General features: G+C 34.8%; 13 protein-coding genes. 4 read left to right on the top strand and 9 right to left on the bottom strand.

Annotated features, from left to right (window positions below):
* Positions 1-225: 225 nt before the first annotated feature.
* Complete coding sequence (locus EKM03_RS02200; protein WP_126739813.1) at positions 226-2,232, bottom strand: glycoside hydrolase family 65 protein; 2,007 nt, start codon at positions 2,230-2,232, stop codon at positions 226-228.
* Between the two features lie 323 nt (positions 2,233-2,555).
* Here EKM03_RS02200 and EKM03_RS02195 point away from each other — a divergent pair, with 323 nt between their 5' ends.
* The 4 genes from EKM03_RS02195 to EKM03_RS02180 all read left to right on the top strand — a co-directional run bounded on the left by EKM03_RS02195 (position 2,556) and on the right by EKM03_RS02180 (position 7,992).
* Positions 2,556-4,145, top strand: a complete 1,590-nt coding sequence (locus EKM03_RS02195) for a glycoside hydrolase family 32 protein (protein ID WP_126739812.1) — start codon at positions 2,556-2,558, stop codon at positions 4,143-4,145.
* 49 nt (positions 4,146-4,194) lie between these two features.
* Positions 4,195-5,523 carry a sugar porter family MFS transporter gene (locus tag EKM03_RS02190; protein WP_126563416.1) on the top strand — a complete coding sequence of 443 codons (1,329 nt, stop codon included), beginning with the start codon at positions 4,195-4,197 and terminating at the stop codon, positions 5,521-5,523.
* Between the two features lie 2 nt (positions 5,524-5,525).
* On the top strand, positions 5,526-6,413 hold the full coding sequence (locus tag EKM03_RS02185) for a carbohydrate kinase (protein WP_126739811.1): 888 nt from the start codon (positions 5,526-5,528) through the stop codon (positions 6,411-6,413).
* Between the two features lie 550 nt (positions 6,414-6,963).
* Positions 6,964-7,992: a LacI family DNA-binding transcriptional regulator gene (locus EKM03_RS02180; protein ID WP_126458431.1), complete on the top strand. Its 1,029-nt coding sequence runs from the start codon at positions 6,964-6,966 to the stop codon at positions 7,990-7,992.
* Between the two features lie 19 nt (positions 7,993-8,011).
* On the opposite strand, the gene queG is transcribed toward EKM03_RS02180, so the two are convergent.
* The 8 genes from queG to nrfD form a co-directional block, all read right to left on the bottom strand.
* The gene (queG, locus tag EKM03_RS02175) at positions 8,012-8,932 is read right to left on the bottom strand and encodes a tRNA epoxyqueuosine(34) reductase QueG (protein WP_126562634.1); all 921 of its coding nucleotides are present in this window, start codon (positions 8,930-8,932) and stop codon (positions 8,012-8,014) included.
* A gap of 141 nt (positions 8,933-9,073) precedes the next feature.
* Positions 9,074-10,096 carry a Holliday junction branch migration DNA helicase RuvB gene (gene ruvB, locus EKM03_RS02170; protein ID WP_126454217.1) on the bottom strand — a complete coding sequence of 341 codons (1,023 nt, stop codon included), beginning with the start codon at positions 10,094-10,096 and terminating at the stop codon, positions 9,074-9,076.
* Between the two features lie 266 nt (positions 10,097-10,362).
* The gene (locus tag EKM03_RS02165; protein WP_126562636.1) at positions 10,363-12,159 is read right to left on the bottom strand and encodes a cbb3-type cytochrome c oxidase subunit I; all 1,797 of its coding nucleotides are present in this window, start codon (positions 12,157-12,159) and stop codon (positions 10,363-10,365) included.
* A 30-nt stretch (positions 12,160-12,189) separates the two neighbouring features.
* Positions 12,190-13,326: a cytochrome c oxidase subunit II gene (locus tag EKM03_RS02160; RefSeq protein ID WP_126739810.1), complete on the bottom strand. Its 1,137-nt coding sequence runs from the start codon at positions 13,324-13,326 to the stop codon at positions 12,190-12,192.
* A gap of 19 nt (positions 13,327-13,345) precedes the next feature.
* The gene (locus EKM03_RS02155) at positions 13,346-14,818 is read right to left on the bottom strand and encodes a quinol:cytochrome C oxidoreductase (protein WP_126553155.1); all 1,473 of its coding nucleotides are present in this window, start codon (positions 14,816-14,818) and stop codon (positions 13,346-13,348) included.
* A gap of 27 nt (positions 14,819-14,845) precedes the next feature.
* Positions 14,846-15,391 (bottom strand): cytochrome c, encoded by a 546-nt coding sequence (locus EKM03_RS02150; protein ID WP_126458417.1) that lies wholly within the window; start codon positions 15,389-15,391, stop codon positions 14,846-14,848.
* Between the two features lie 8 nt (positions 15,392-15,399).
* On the bottom strand, positions 15,400-15,924 hold the full coding sequence (locus tag EKM03_RS02145) for a DUF3341 domain-containing protein (protein WP_126458413.1): 525 nt from the start codon (positions 15,922-15,924) through the stop codon (positions 15,400-15,402).
* Positions 15,917-17,320, bottom strand: coding sequence for an NrfD/PsrC family molybdoenzyme membrane anchor subunit (nrfD, locus tag EKM03_RS02140; RefSeq protein WP_126458410.1), 1,404 nt, complete (start codon positions 17,318-17,320; stop codon positions 15,917-15,919). The genes EKM03_RS02145 and nrfD overlap by 8 nt, the downstream gene beginning before the upstream one ends.
* Positions 17,321-17,330: the final 10 nt, after the last annotated feature.

The raw sequence follows: 17,330 nt of genomic DNA, 5'->3' as shown, positions 1-17,330 counted from the left end.
ATCACTTCATCCTATTTATTCTATCTAAACAATCAGTCCTAAAATAGTAAAAGCAATCATGCAGCTTTTTCTGTCGAAAATTTAAATTGAATAAAACCCAATGGCTTCTAAAAACAAAAAACCACGAATACTATAACAATCTTCAAAATAGATTGCTTGTATATTCGCGGCAAAAATTATTTAAAGTAACCCGTTGGGTGTAATTACACCCAACGGGTTACTGTATTATTTGATAACAATTGTTTTATTATCCACGCCCACTCCAATAATCTTAAGTGATTTCCATTGTTTTGGCAGCAGTCCCTTGTTGTATTTCAATCCCATATCCGTTTGTTCCACTCCGCCAAAACCATAAATAACGGCTTGAAGCATTGCTCCGGCTCCAGTAGCAAAATAAGGGTTATTACTATTGGCTGATTCCGAAAATACGCCAAAAGGAGGCCGACTGTTAGGTAAATACGATTTCACAAAATAACTATAGGCTTTATCTCTATCTCCCAATCGAGCATATAGAACCGATAAAACTCCGGAAGCCATAGCTGGACCATCTTTTTTGTCAATTTTTTCGGCGTAATATACCAAATCTCTTTTTATTTGTTCTTTGTCAGTGATTGTATGCAAAGGATATGCTAATAAGTTGACATCTGCCTGTTTGATCATTTGTCCTTGATATCCTTTATAATTTTGAGTAATCCCATCCTTTTTATGAATCACTAATTTCTCTGATACTGCTATCCATTCTGGATTGATCGGCTCATTTAAAAGTGTCGCTGCTTTAATCGTATTTTTCAAAGACTCGATCGCTGATGCATTGGTAAAAGCATTGTCATCTACATGTTGCGCATACTCATCGGCACCAACTACATTCAAAATAGAAAAACTTCCGTCTTGATTTTTAACTACTCTGCTTACCCAGAAATCGGCTGTTTCTTTAAGAACCGCCCATTCTTTTTTCAACCAAGAAGTGTCTTGTGTATAGGCGTAATAATTCCAAAAAGCTATCGAAACATCTGCTGTGATGTGCTGTTCAAAAATACCTGTCAAGGCCCAAGTTGGTGTTGCTTCTTCTCCTGTATCATCAGATTCCCAAGGATACATTGCTCCTTTGTACCCATAAATAAAGGCTTTTTGTTTTGCTTTTTGCAAACGATCTGAGCGATAATCCAAACATGATTTTGCCATATCAGGTTGCAGTGCCAAGAGCGTTGGATACATCCAAAGTTCCGTATCCCAAAAAATATGTCCGTTATAGCCTTGAGACGACAACCCCATAGGCGCAATACTTTGTCTGGTTCCTGGACGTATATAAGAATACAAGTTATACAACGCGAAACGCACCCGTTGTTGCGCATCCAGGTCGCCTTCAATTTGTATGTCACCCGTTTTCCATAATTCAGCCCAAGCTTGTTTGTGACGGTTCAATAATTTATCAATTCCTTCCTGCAGCGCATAAATAGGTTGTCTTTCGGATTCGTTCAAAGGATCCGTAACATCCTTGGAAGTGCAAATTCCTCCTGCAACCGCAAAACGGTATTTTTGGCCTTTGATCATTTTTTTAGTAAACCCAACTTCATTTCCGGTTTGTTTTAAGGTTTCGCTTTCACCATCAAAAAGAAAAGTTGTTGAAGCGGCCACTGTATATTTACCGGTTAGCGTTTTAGCTGTAGTACCAAAAACCGGCATTAAATACTGATTGTCCTTTAAGACCCGAAACTGACTTTTTGCCTCTTTCAGTTCATCAGGAACAACCATGTAATTGTTAGCGGTAATTTCTATATCCTTAATAGGAGTAATTTCGACAATTGCCATCGCTGAAAAAGGAACAGCTCTATTAGCCAAAATCGTGTAATTAATTGTGGCCAAATCTTTAAACGAAAAGGAAGTGGTACTCGTTCCTTCTTTCATTGAAACCACTTGACTCCAATTATCGATATTGTCTGATTTGATTTCTTGCTTATTGATATTCAAATGCAGATTTAAAAACTCTATTCCGCGTACTATTCTGCTGATCCCATTTTCAGGACTTCCGTCATACACACCATTCAGGATAATTTCTTTTGTTTTGAGAGGTGTGTCGTCAGTCACGATTCCTATTTGACCATTGGCCATGGCAACTCCAAAATAATTCTCTCTGGAATTAGCATATAAGTGCCATTCGTCTGATTGGGCTTGACCACAAACCCCAGTACTAACTAAAATCATGAAAACCAATATTTTAACTGTTGAATTCATCATATAATATTTTAATAATATTTTCAAACATATATAAATTATTCGTTAAAAATGTACATCGATCCAGATAGTAGGTGAAATACAAATCGAAAACGTTTTCGACTCATCAAAAACGTTTTTGGTCGATTCCAAATCAACAATTACAAATTATAATTCTATTTTTATGAAGATAAGTAATAACCATGGTATAATATCGTATTTTAAAATCAGGATAAAATTATGTAACAATATGATTTAAAGCTGTTTTACTTAAAGTTAATTCTTTTGACTTTACGACTTTTAAACTTTCGACTTACTTACTATACTAATTAATCCTTTTTTTAATGAAGTTCACAAATAAAATCACCTATTTTTTTATACTATTGGGAGTCTCTTTATCCTTGTTTTCCTGTAAAAAAGAAACTAAAAATGATGTTATCACCATTGATGCTTCTGGAAAATTAGCAGTAGATTCCTCTAAAAAATACAAAGAACCATTTAGACCACAATTTCATTTTTCTCCGGAAAAAAAATGGATGAATGATCCTAACGGAATGGTTTTCTATAAAGGGATTTATCATTTATTTTACCAATATTACCCAGATGATATCGTTTGGGGACCAATGCATTGGGGACACGCCACAAGTACAGATTTAATCCATTGGACACACCAAAAAATCGCTTTGTTTCCTGACAAATTAGGAATGATATTTTCAGGAAGTGCCGTTGTAGATTTAAAAAATACTTCTGGTTTGGGAACAAAAGAAAATCCACCAATGATTGCCATTTTTACCTATCACGACATGGCAGGCGAAAAAGCGGGCAAAAGAAATTATCAAACGCAAGGATTGGCATATAGCTTAGACGAAGGCGAAACTTGGCTCAAATACAATGGAAATCCAATCATAGGAAATGTTGATCAGAAAGATTTTAGAGATCCTAAAATGTTCTGGAATACCGAAACTAATCTTTGGAATATGGTATTAGTAGCAGGAGATCATGCACAATTTTATACTTCCAAAAATTTAATTAATTGGAAATTCGAAAGTGAATTCGGTAAAAATATAGGAGCTCATGGCGGTGTTTGGGAATGTCCTGATCTTTTCAAATTAAAAATTGCCGGTTCCAATGAAGAAAAATGGGTTCTACTCATTAGCATCAATCCCGGTGCACCACTTGGTGGTTCAGGAACACAATATTTCATTGGTGATTTTGATGGAAAAAGTTTTAAAACCACCCAAAAAAACATCAAATGGATTGACAATGGTGCTGATAACTATGCCGGAGTCACGTACAATAATACGCCAGAAAACAAACGGATATTCATAGGCTGGATGAGCAATTGGCTGTATGCCAGAAATACGCCTACCAAAAACTGGAGAAGCGCCATGACGTTGCCAAGAGAACTTTCGCTTGCAAAAATCAATGGCGATTATGTCCTAAAAAACGTTGCTGTGGAACAATTCAAAAAACAAGAGGCCATAGCCTTTTCTAAAGATGAAATTATCCTAAAAGCGAATCAAAAAACTACATTTAATTACCAATATTTAAATCAATCAGCAGTACAATTTAATGCTAAAAATAAAAATTTAAAATTGGTTTTTTCCAATGATGTAAAGGATTCTTTGGTCATGAATTACGATGCGAAACGAAAGACTTTTTCTGTTGACAGAAGACATTCCGGCGTAGTCAATTTTGAAAAAAGTTTTGGAGAAGAAATACACAACACCAAAATTCCAAATATAATTCCTGAGGCTATTGATTATCAAATCATAGTAGATTGGTCCTCAATAGAAATTTTCCTCAACGGTGGCGTTTACAGTTTCACAGAACAAATTTTTCCTAACAAACCATATACCAAACTAACCATTCAATCAGATGAAAATCACGAAATTAAAAATTTTAGTATTGCTGAAATAAAAGGAATCTGGTAATAAAATTCATTTATAATAACCAAAACCACTAACTAAAAAAAACAGAATAATGAATAACAAAAAAATACTCTATTGGTCCATTATCGTTGCCTTTGCAGGATTTCTATTTGGATTTGACACCGTCGTAATTTCAGGAGCAGATAAACAATTGCAACAACTATGGGGTTCTTCTGATTTGTTTCATGGATTAGTAGTGATGTCATCCGCATTATGGGGAACGGTTATTGGCGCTATTTTTGGTGCGTTTCCAACGAATATTTTAGGTCGGAAAAAGACTCTAATAATTATAGGATTACTGTTTTTGGTTTCTTCCATTGGAACTGCATTCGCAAATGATCCCATTTTCTTTTCCGTTTTTAGATTTCTTGGCGGAATTGGTATTGGCGCTTCAACCATTGCTGCTCCAACCTATGTTTCTGAAATTGCTCCTGCAAAAGACCGTGGAAAACTGGTTGCTTTGTACCAATTCAATATTGTTTTTGGAATTTTAATCGCCTTTACATCCAACTACTATTTGCAAGATATAGGAGAAAATGCCTGGCGATGGATGTTAGGAATACAAGCGTTTCCATCTTTCATTTACACACTTCTGGTATTTGGAATCCCGGAAAGTCCGCGTTGGATTTTAGAATACAAAAAAGACAGACAAAAAGCAGTCGCTATTTTGAAACAAATCAATAGTGACGCAGCAGTAGAAGCGGAAATTGCTGCTATAGAAAAAGAAACTATTCAGGAGGGGAAAAACGAATCTATTTTCATGGCTAAATATAGAAAACCATTGCTCTTAGCGTTTTTTATTGCCTTTTTCAATCAGCTTTCCGGAATTAATGCTTTTTTATATTATGCGCCTCGAATTTTTGAATTGGCAGGATTAGAAAAATCTGCCTCTTTTTTGAGTAGTATCGGAATTGGGATAATCAATTTAATATTTACCATGATTGGAATCTCGCTAATAGATAAATATGGCCGAAAAACGCTCATGTATTTGGGTTCGGTAGGATACATTATTTCTCTAGGATTAGTGACAACCGCCTTTTATTTTGAATGGAAAGGAATGGCTGTTCCGTTATTTTTCTTTTTGTTTATAGCCTCACACGCCATAGGTCAAGGAGCCGTCATTTGGGTATTTATCTCTGAATTGTTCCCGAATAAACTTCGAGCTGCCGGAACCTCTTTTGGCACTTCTGTACATTGGATTTTAGCAGCATTAATCCCATCATTCATTCCGTTTTTGTTTAAAGAGATTGGAACAACAACCGTTTTTGCCGTCTTCTGCATAATGATGGTTTTCCAATTGCTTTGGGTATTTACAAAAATGCCGGAAACCAAAGGGAGAACATTAGAAGAACTATCTGAAAGTTTGTCAAAAAAAGAATAATTATGACCAAAAAAATAATCTGTTTCGGGGAAGTTTTATTTGACGTTTTCCCAACGCACCAAAAAATCGGAGGAGCGCCATTGAACGTGGCGCTGCGTTTAGCATCACTTGGCATTGATGCTCAAATAATAAGCCGAGTAGGAAATGATGAAATTGGAAAAGAACTCCTTGCCTTTGTTAAAAAAAATGGAGTTGTTACCGATACGATTCAAGTAGATAAAAACGCTTCTACCGGACAAGTTATTGTTCAATTAAATGAGAAAGGAGCTGCTTCATACACAATCAATTATCCGGTTGCTTGGGACAAAATTATATGTATTGCAGAAGACGAAATAATGGTCAAGAAAGCAGATGCACTAGTTTTTGGGAGTCTTGCATGTAGAGATTCTGTTTCGCACGATTCCCTATTAGAAATAATTAACTATGCAAAATATGCCGTTTTCGATGTTAATTTACGTGCTCCTTTTTACACTAAGGAACTACTGATTAATTTGATGATGCAGTCAGATTTTATAAAATTTAATGATGAGGAATTGTATGAAATAAGTGCTTTTATGAATTCACCCTACCATTCATTAGAGCAAAATATTCTTTTTATTGCTACACAAACGAATACAAAACACATTTGCGTTACAAAAGGAAATCATGGTGCGGTGTTGTATTACAATGAAAAAATGTACTACAATAGTGGCTATAAAATAGATGTTGTAGATACCGTGGGTTCCGGAGATTCTTTTTTAGCCGGATTGCTTTCTAAACTATTAAAGGATGCCGATCCCCAAGAAGCAATTGATTTCGCTTGTGCAATAGGAGCCATTGTAGCCAAAAATGAAGGAGCCAATCCCAAAATTTCAAATAATGAAATTAGTGCCTTTATGAATCCATGCTAGTTTAGCGAAACTGATTTTTAACAATTACAACAACCCAAAAAAAACCCATGCATCTGTAAATCAATCATGAAAAGATTGATTTACAGAAATTTTTTAGGATAACAAAAAAGTTATTGTGCTTTTTTTTAGGGTTTTAAACAAAAGTATTGAACTTTGAAAAATCCCATTATCAACGAAATAGCCACTCAATTACGGATTTCTAAAACCCACGTTTCAGAGTCATTGAAGGAATGCCGAAATCTATTAAAGAAAACAATTCCCTTCTGGTTTTAAGTACATTAAGATCGGAACACGTATAAATGAAAGAACGTCAACCTAGGATGTTCCCGCCTTTACTAAAAATGGCAGATCCAATTAGTTTATGTAACGAATGTGTAATAATTTGTTTTATTATTAAAAAATTACAGAAATAAGATAAAAATCAATACCTTGGTAAGGAATATTTGAACTTATAGTCTTTTTTATACCTATGTCAAAGACTGAAAAAGGACGCACAGCAAAGTTACTATAAACACCTTTTCTTAAAATTAAATACGTAGAAATTCGATTCATGAAAGACATTACTCTTAAGGAAATTGCAACAAAACTGGGAATTTCAATAACGACTGTTTCAAAAGCGCTTAAAAATTACCCTGATGTTAGTGAAAAAACTAAAAAAGCAGTAATTGAACTTGCCCAGCAATTACACTACACTCCTAATAGTTTTGCTGTAAATTTAAGAACAAAAGAATCAAAAACCATTGGTCTAATTATTCCTGAAGTTGTACATCATTTCTTTTCGAATGTGGTCAATGCTATCATCAACGAAGCTGAAAAAAACGGCTATTTAGTAATCATTTTACAATCAAATGAGACACTGGCTTTAGAAAAAAAACAAGTAGAACTGCTTATAAACAAAAGAGTTGACGGAATCATCATGTCCTTATCAAATGAGTCCAATAATGATGATCATATAAAAGAAATAATGAATAGAAATATTCCTTTTGTTATGTTTGACAAAATAGCAAAGCTTTCTAAATGCTCGAAAGTAATAATTGATGACCAAAAAGCGGCCTTTAATGCAGTGCAACACTTAATCGACACTGGTTGTAGAAAAATAGCACACATTAGAGGGCCATTGAATCCACAAAATTCAATAGATCGGTATATTGGATATAAAAAAGCATTAGAGAAAAATAACATTCCTTTTGACACAAAATTAGTTTTTGCATGTGAAAATGTGACTTTTGAAGAAGGAAGATATTTTGCTAAACAGATTATTCAAGAGCATGCTGATATAGACGGCATTTTTGCTATAACAGATCTGGTAGCAGTGGGAGTATTAGACTATTTTAATGAAAACAAAATCAATGTCCCGGAACAAGTAGCGGTAATTGGTTTTAGCAATTGGTTTATATCGCAAGTACTGACTCCAAAACTTAGTACTGTAGATCAGCCAAGCCATGAAATGGGAATTGAATCTTTTAACTTATTGTTAGAAGAAATGAATTGTCATAAAGAAGGAATTCCTTTTACTCCAAGAACTGTTGAATTAGAAACAAGCATTATTGTTAGAGAATCTTCTACAAAATTCAAATAAATTAAGTTTCAAAATTTCGTTACTGTAAAAAATCAATATTCCTTTTTAATCCTTGAAACTTGGCTCTTTTAATTGGTGAGTTTTTAAAAACAGCTTTAAATGTTTCTTCAGTAATTTCTATCCAATCTTTTTTGGACAAGGACAGTAATTCTGGATTTGGGTTAAATAAAGGTTCATTATGTGCTTTTGAAAACTTGTTCCAAGGACAAACATCCTGACACACATCGCATCCAAAAGCCCATTCATCAAATTTACCTTTCATCTCCTGAGGGATATTTTCTTTTAATTCAATTGTAAAATAGGAAATGCATTTGCTGCCATCTACTACATAAGGCGCAACTATTGCCGCTGTAGGGCACGCATCTATACAAGCTGTACACGTACCACAATGATCGGTTGTAGGATTGTCATAGTCTAAATCTAAATCGATAATGAGTTCCGCGATAAAGTAAAAAGAACCTACTTTTTGTGTCAATAAATTACTGTTTTTGCCTATCCAACCCAAACCACTTTTGGCAGCCCAAGCTTTGTCAAGGACTGGAGCAGAATCTACAAAGGCCCGACCAGAAACATCTCCGATTGTAGATTGAATAGAAAATAAAAATTCTTTGAGTTTTTCCTTGATCACAAAATGATAATCCTGACCGTACGCATATTTTGAAATCTTATAAGAATCTGTATTTTGCAGGTCTTCTGGATAATAATTTAACAACAGTGAAACTACACTTTTAGCATCCTCAACGAGTAAAGTTGGATTTAAACGCTTGTCAAAATGGTTTTCCATATAGTACATTTGGCCATTTCTATTGTTCTCCAACCAGTTTTCTAACCGCGGTGCTTCTTGTTCCAAGAAACCAGCTTTAGCTATTCCACAGGATAAAAATCCGAGACGTTTCGCTTCAGATTTGATAAATTGCGTGTATGTCGCTTTTGTATTAATATAGTTAAAAAATAGAAGTTAATAAACGGGATTCCAAGACCTGATAGCATCGGCGTCTCCCGATTAACAAAAACTACGGCTGAAAAAGCCTTGTTTTCTATATCGGAAATACAGCGGAAAGCGGGAAACAGCTCCTAAAAATCAGAATAAACCGCCTTGATTGTTTGTTTTTAATTTCCCTAAATGTTGATATGCTTTATCGGTAACTTCTCTACCTCTTGGCGTACGCATAATAAAACCTTCCTGAATCAAAAATGGTTCATAGACTTCCTCGATTGTTTCACTGCTTTCAGATACGGCTGTCGCCAAAGTAGATAAACCTACAGGTCCGCCTTTGAATTTATCGATAATTGTATTTAGTATTTTATTATCCATCTCGTCCAGGCCATGAGCATCTACATTAAGTGCTTTTAAGGCGTAACGGGCAATTTCTATATCGATAGTGCCATTCCCTTTTATCTGGGCAAAATCACGCACACGCCGTAACAATGCGTTCGCGATGCGAGGAGTTCCACGACTACGACCAGCTATTTCTATAGCTGCCTCCATGGATATAGGCATTTTAAATATAGTAGCACTTCTTTCTACGATTGTGGTGAGTAACTCAGTGGTATAATATTGTAAGCGGGAAGAAATTCCAAAACGCGCTCTCATAGGAGCGGTTAATAAACCAGAACGCGTGGTGGCTCCAATTAAGGTAAATGGATTTAGATTGATTTGGACGGTTCTTGCATTAGGTCCAGATTCAATCATGATATCAATCTTAAAATCCTCCATAGCAGAATACAAATATTCTTCTACTATTGGACTCAAACGATGAATTTCATCAATAAATAAAACGTCTCTTTCTTCTAGATTAGTCAGTAAACCGGCTAAATCTCCAGGTTTGTCTAAAACCGGACCGGAAGTAATTTTGATTCCCACTTGCAATTCATTGGCAAGAATATTGGCTAAAGTTGTTTTTCCTAAGCCAGGTGGACCATGAAACAGCGTGTGATCAAGTGCTTCATTTCGTTGATTTGCAGCCTGAACAAAAACTTTCAGATTTTCTAATATTTGGTCTTGTCCTGCAAAATCATCAAAAGAAAGTGGTCTCAATTTTTTTTCAAGATCTAGCTCTTCTGAATTGTAACCATTTGCTGTTGGGTCTAAATTTTCATTCATATAACAAAGATAGCAAAGCAATATTGAATTATAAATTTAAATTTCAAATGCTATAAATAAAAAAGCAATACTATCAAGCAATCTATTTCAGTATGTTATTTTTTTATTCATTCAAACAAAATCCAGACACCACAATGGTTATAGAATGCACTGCATTGACAATTGAACCCTTCTATAAATACAGTGATTACACACTTACAAAAGGGATGAAAATTGAGTAATGTCCTAAAAAAAAGCCTCTACTTTCGCGAGGCTTTTTTTATATTTTAGTGATGTAAAACTTCTTCACCTTCTTTCATTGGAACATTTTGAGGTACAAAATCTACATCATGAGCTGGATTACTGTAGTCATAAGGCCAACGATGAACCTCAGGAATTTCTCCTGGCCAGTTCCCATGAATATGTTCCACAGGTGCAGTCCACTCTAATGTATTTGATTTCCAAGGATTCATTACTGATTTTTTACCGTAGAAGATACTACTGAAAAAATTGTACAAGAAAACCAATTGAAAGGCACCACCAATTAAAGCAAATATTGTGATCAAAACGTTAACATTTTGTAAATCATCAAATAACGGAAAGTTGGTGTTTGTATAGTAACGTCTTGGCAGACCCGCTAGTCCAATAAAGTGCATCGGAAAGAAAACTCCATAGGCACAAATTGCAGTTACCCAAAAGTGTACATATCCAAGATTCTTGTTTAACATTCTTCCAAATAATCTTGGAAACCAGTGATAAATACCTGCAAACATTCCATAAAGTGCAGAAATTCCCATTACCAAGTGAAAGTGAGCTACAACAAAATAAGTATCGTGTACATTAATATCAAGTGTACTATCCCCAAGAATAATCCCTGTTAAACCACCTGTAATAAATGTAGAAACCAATCCAATAGAAAACAGCATAGCCGGATTCAATTGTAAATTTCCTTTCCACAATGTTGTAATATAATTAAACGCTTTTACCGCTGAAGGTATCGCAATTAACAATGTTGTAAATGTAAATACAGATCCTAAAAACGGATTCATACCGGAGACAAACATATGATGCCCCCACACTATCGTCGATAAGAATGCAATTGCAATAATTGACATAATCATTGCTCTGTAACCAAAAATTGGTTTACGAGAATTTGTAGCAATCACTTCAGAAGTAATACCCAAAGCAGGTAATAAAACTATATAAACTTCAGGGTGACCTAAAAACCAGAATAAATGCTCAAACAATACTGGAGAACCTCCTTGATAATGTAACACTTCCCCTGCAATATAAATATCAGATAAGAAAAATGAAGTACCAAAGCTTCTATCAAAAATCAATAATAAAGCAGCTGATAAAAGAACAGGAAAAGATACTATACCAATAATAGCAGTCACAAAGAAAGCCCATATAGTAAGTGGTAATCGAGTCATAGACATTCCCTTAGTCCTTAAGTTAATTACCGTAACAACATAGTTCAAAGATCCCATTAAAGAAGATGCAATAAAAATAGCCATTGAAATTAACCATAATGTCATACCCATACCTGAACCAGGAATAGCTTGTGGTAAAGCACTTAAGGGAGGATATATCGTCCATCCTGAAGAAGCAGGACCAGCCTCAACAAAAAGGGAACTAATCATGATTACACTAGATAAGAAAAACAACCAATACGAAATCATATTCATAAAACCGGATGCCATATCTCGCGCTCCAATTTGAAGTGGAATCAATAAGTTACTAAAAGTACCACTCAGGGCAGCCGTTAAAACAAAGAAAACCATTATTGTTCCATGAATAGTAACCAATGCTAAGTAAATATCATTAGCCATGACTCCATTAGGAGCAAATTTATCCCCTAGTAAAATATTAAATATTCGGAAAGATTCTTCCGGCCATGCTAATTGCATTCTAAAAAGCATAGACATCCCAACACCAATAATCCCCATAATGATACCCGTAATTAGGTATTGTTTGGCAATCATCTTATGATCAATACTAAAAATATATTTAGTAATAAAAGTGTCTTTATGGTGATGTTCGTGTTCGTGATCTATTGCGTGATCGTGACCTTCTGCTGACATATATGTTTACTTTAAATTTTTTTTATAATATTATTTCATTGCCGTTACAGCAGCAGCAGTATCAGTACTTGCTCCAGTATCTACAGGAGCTGGCGTAGCTAAAGCTGCTTTAACTTCATTAACGATAGTAGCCTTCTCTTTCAACCAAGCTTTATAGTCTTCAGGAGTATCTACAATGATCTTCATTTGCATGTTGTAATGAGATGTACCACAAATTTTATTACAAAGTAACAGATAATCAAAAGTATAAGGATCTAAAGCTGCCTCTCCTTTTGCCACCAAACCAACACTTTTCTTAGCCCTTAAAGCATTAATATTTGCAACTTTTTCAACCATATAAGGCAATTCTCTGTATTCTACAGTGGTATAAACAGGCTCAAAAGCGAACTCAGTTACCATACCAGGAACACAATTCATTTGCGCTCTAAAGTGAGGCATGTAAGCAGAATGTAAAACGTCTTGAGAACGCATTTTGAAATGAATTTTCTTCCCTTTTGGAATATGCAATTCTGTTACCAATATATCATCTTGAGAATATGGATCCGATAAATCAACTCCTACAGCATTTGCACCTTCGATAAACCTTACATTTGCTTTTCCAAGTACGTTATCCTCTCCTGAATATCTGGCTTTCCAGTTAAACTGTTGCGCATATAATTCGATTACGATTGTATCTTCATCTTCATCAACAAACATAATATTATTCCAAGCATACAATCCATAAAGTATTAATCCTGCCAAAACTACTGCAGGAATAACGCTCCAAATAGCTTCTAATTTATTATTATCGGCAAAATAAAGTGCCTTTTGATCTTTTTTTCCTCTGTATTTGAAAGCAAAATAATGCAATAAAACCTGAGTAATAGCTTGCACAATAAAGATAAGAATCCAAGTTATGTTCATCAAATAATCCACTTGTTCACCATGAGCAGAAGCAGATGTATGAAGGACTAAAGGTCCCCAAGCAAAAAAACCATATATTGAAAAAATATAAATAAAGGCCAAAAAACCAAACATTAAATAACCTTGAACGTTATTGTCATTATCTGTAGCTACTTCAGAGCTATCGGAATTGGATCCAACTTGCGTCAGATCGAATATTTTAGTCAATTGCCACAAAGCAACAGCTAATAAAGCTAAAACTATAATTACCAACAAACTTGTCATCTGTTTTTTTCTTTAAATATTAATAATGGAAATGTTTACTTTCTTCAATAAATGGATTTCTTTTTGGCAACAAAGGAACTTTTGTCAATGCTGTAAAAACAACATAAATAAATAATCCAAGGAAGAAAAGAACAGAAGCTATCTCTGAAACCCCAATGAACCATCTGTCTCCAACAGTTCCTGGCATAATCATGTTGAAAAAGTCTATATAATGTCCAACCAAAATAACGGCACCTGCCATGACTAAAACCCATGTAATTCTTTTAAAATCAGTATTAACTAAGATCAACAAAGGAAATACAAAATTCATAACCACAGCACCAAAGAACGGAATATTATATAATTCGATTCTAGTTATATAATAAGTTACCTCTTCCGGAATATTAGCATACCAAATAAGCATATATTGTGAAAACCATAAATAAGTCCAAAATATACTAAAACCGAACATGAATTTTGCTAAATCATGAATATGACTCGTATTAACGTGCTCTAAAAAACCTCTAGATTTCAAATACAAAGTAACTAATGCTATCGTGGTGATTCCACTAACAAAGAAACTTGAAAAAACATACCACCCAAATAAAGTACTAAACCAATGTGGATCGATAGACATAATCCAGTCCCAGGACATTATCGATTCTGTAACAATAAAGAAAACTAAGAAGACAGCCGATAATTTAAAGTTTTTCTTGTAAAATAAATCATCACTAGCATCATCTTGCGCTAAACAATATTTTCTAGAAAAATAGTGATACAAATTCCAACCAGTCAAAAATATAGCTGCCCTAATAATCCAAAAAGGAAAATTTAAATACCCCGCTTTATTCGCAATTAATTTATCCGTAGCAACAACTTCAGGATCTAACCATATAAAAAGATGATTAAGATGAAGACCACATAACAATAATACTATAAAAAAGACAACAGACCCTACTGGTAAATAAGACGTTATACCCTGCATAACTCTAAACAAAACAGGCGACCAACCAGCCTGAGCTACTTGTTGAATAGCATAAAAAGCTAAAACACCCAAAGATACCAACATAAAGAATATACAGGCAACATAAAAAGCAGCCCATGGCTTATTTTGCAACTGATGCAAAACATGATTCAAATGTTCCGCATGTTCCGCATGTTTCACTTCTTCACTAATTTCATGTTCACCCTTTTTTACAGCTACTTCGGTGTGTAACGAATTCTCATGAACTTCATTAATAACTTCTGAAGTGCTGTCCGTAGGCGATACTATTGCATTGCCCTCTTTTGTACTTTGAGCTTCCTCGTGCCCGTTAGAAACAACATGCTCTTCAACAGGTTTTGAAGTTTCATGTTTAACTTCTCCATGACTACCATGGCTTTCAGCAGCAAGAAGAGTTTCAACTTCTTGAATATCCTTTGGTGCACTCCAAAAACCATATCCAATCCCTAATACGCCTATGGCCATTAAGAGGAAAGAAAAAGTTTTTAATTTACTTGAAAATGTATACATATCTATTACGATCAGTTTGTTCAACAATTATAATTCGCTTTTTAGTTTTAGAACATAGTCAGTAACCAACCAACGTTCATGGGCACTCAACTGGTTTGCATGCGAGCCCATAGAATTCAAACCATACGTTATTACATGATAAATACTTCCCTCAGTAATAACTCTATCTTTATAACTAGGAACACCCAGAAATTTTTCTCTTTCTACCAGTTTACCTTTACCGTTTCCAGAAGCACCGTGGCAACTGATACAATAAATTTCAAAAAGTTCTTTTGCCTTTTCAGGTTCTCTACTTAAGGAGTCTAAAGGAGATTTAAGATTCACTTTAGCTAACTCATATCCAGCCGTAGAGTTTTCGTATTCAAAAGGCTCAAACCCTCGGTTTATGGATCCTTGAGCAGGAAGTTGTCCTTCTTTACCATTTTTAAATGCATTTGATTCAGAATAAGTTTCATACCCTACTGACTCATACATATTTGGAAAATACTGATAGTTTGGTGCCGCATTATTATGGCAGGAGGAAACTAAAATAGTTATACCAAATAAAAGTGTTATTTTATATACGCTTTTCATATCTATAATTAATGCTTTTCTATTACTTTAACTTCTACAGCTCCCGTGCTTTGGAAAAAAGAAACTAATTCCTCTTCATTATTGTTTACAGCAACTTCCATTAAAAAATGGTCATCTGTGGTTCTTACATCAGGATTTTCCGCTTCTTTGAAAGGCCATAATTTACTTCTCATATAAAAAGTAATAACCATTAAGTGAGCAGAAAAGAACACTGTAAGTTCAAACATAATTGGAACAAAAGCTGGCATATTTTCAATATAACTGAAACTTGGCTTTCCACCAATATCCTGAGGCCAATCTTGAATCATTATATAATTCATCATGGCTGTTGCTACCGAAATACCTACGCAACCATACAGGAAAGCACAAATCGCTAATCTCGTTGGTGCAATTCCCATAGCTTTATCCAAACCGTGTACAGGGAATGGAGTAAAAACTTCTTCAATATGATGATGGGCTGCTCGGGTTTTTTTAACCGCATCCATCAAAATATCATCGTCATTATAAATGGCGTATATTACTTTATTACTCATGGTGTGAATCTTTATTTGCTTCTCTTTCTCTTTTGTAATTATCTCCGGTTCCTTTTAAAATTGTTTTCACCTCTGCCTGAGCTATCACAGGAAATGTTCTGGAATAGAGTAAAAACAGTACGAAGAAGAATCCTATAGTTCCAATAAAAATTCCAATATCAACAAATGTAGGAGAGAACATTGTCCATGAAGATGGCAAATAATCCCTGTGCAATGAAGTTACAATGATTACAAATCTTTCAAACCACATTCCAATATTCACTACAATTGAAATTATAAAGGAAAACATAATACTTGTTCTTAATTTTTTAAACCACATGAATTGTGGAGAAAAAACATTGCAAGTCATCATAGACCAATAAGCCCACCAGTACGGTCCAGTAGCTCTGTTTAAAAAGGCATATTGTTCATACTCTACACCGGAATACCATGCAACAAATAATTCCGTAATATAAGCAACACCTACAATTGAACCTGTAATCATGATTACGATATTCATCAATTCAATGTGTTGAACTGTGATATAAGCTTCTAAATTTGAAACTTTTCTCATAATAATCAGCAACGTATTTACCATTGCAAACCCTGAGAAAACTGCTCCAGCAACAAAGTAAGGCGGAAAAATTGTAGTATGCCAGCCAGGAATAACTGACGTGGCAAAATCCATTGATACAATTGTGTGCACCGAAAGCACAAGCGGAGTTGCTAAACCTGCAAGAACTAAAGAAACTTCTTCAAATCGTTGCCAGTCTTTTGCTCTACCGCTCCAACCAAAACTCAATATAGAATATACTCTTTTATTAAAAGGAGTTATTGCTCTGTCACGCAACATGGCAAAATCAGGTAATAAACCAGTCCACCAAAATACTAATGAAACAGAAAGATAGGTAGAAATTGCAAATACATCCCAAAGTAATGGTGAGTTAAAATTCACCCAAAGAGAACCAAATTGATTCGGAATTGGTAAAACCCAATAGGCTAACCATGGACGACCCATGTGAATAATTGGAAATAAACCTGCCTGGATAACAGAGAAAATTGTCATTGCTTCAGCAGAACGGTTAATAGCCATTCTCCAACGCTGACGGAAAAGCAATAATACTGCCGAAATTAAAGTTCCAGCATGACCAATACCAACCCACCAAACAAAGTTCGTGATATCCCAAGCCCATCCAACAGTTTTATTTAACCCCCATGTTCCAATACCTGTAGAAACAGTGTAAATTATACAGCCTAAACCCCAAAGGAAGGCTATTAATGCAATTGAAAATACAATCCACCAATGTTTATTTGCTTTACCTTCAACAGGTGCTGCTACATCTACAGTTACATCATGATAAGTTTTATCACCTATAACTAAGGGTTTTCTAATGGTTGCTTCGTAGTGAGACGACATAATCCTTTAT

It is taken from the genome of Flavobacterium sp. GSP6, from assembly GCF_003984855.1.
Lineage (GTDB): Bacteria > Bacteroidota > Bacteroidia > Flavobacteriales > Flavobacteriaceae > Flavobacterium.
This window is presented reverse-complemented; position numbering and strand designations above follow the sequence as displayed.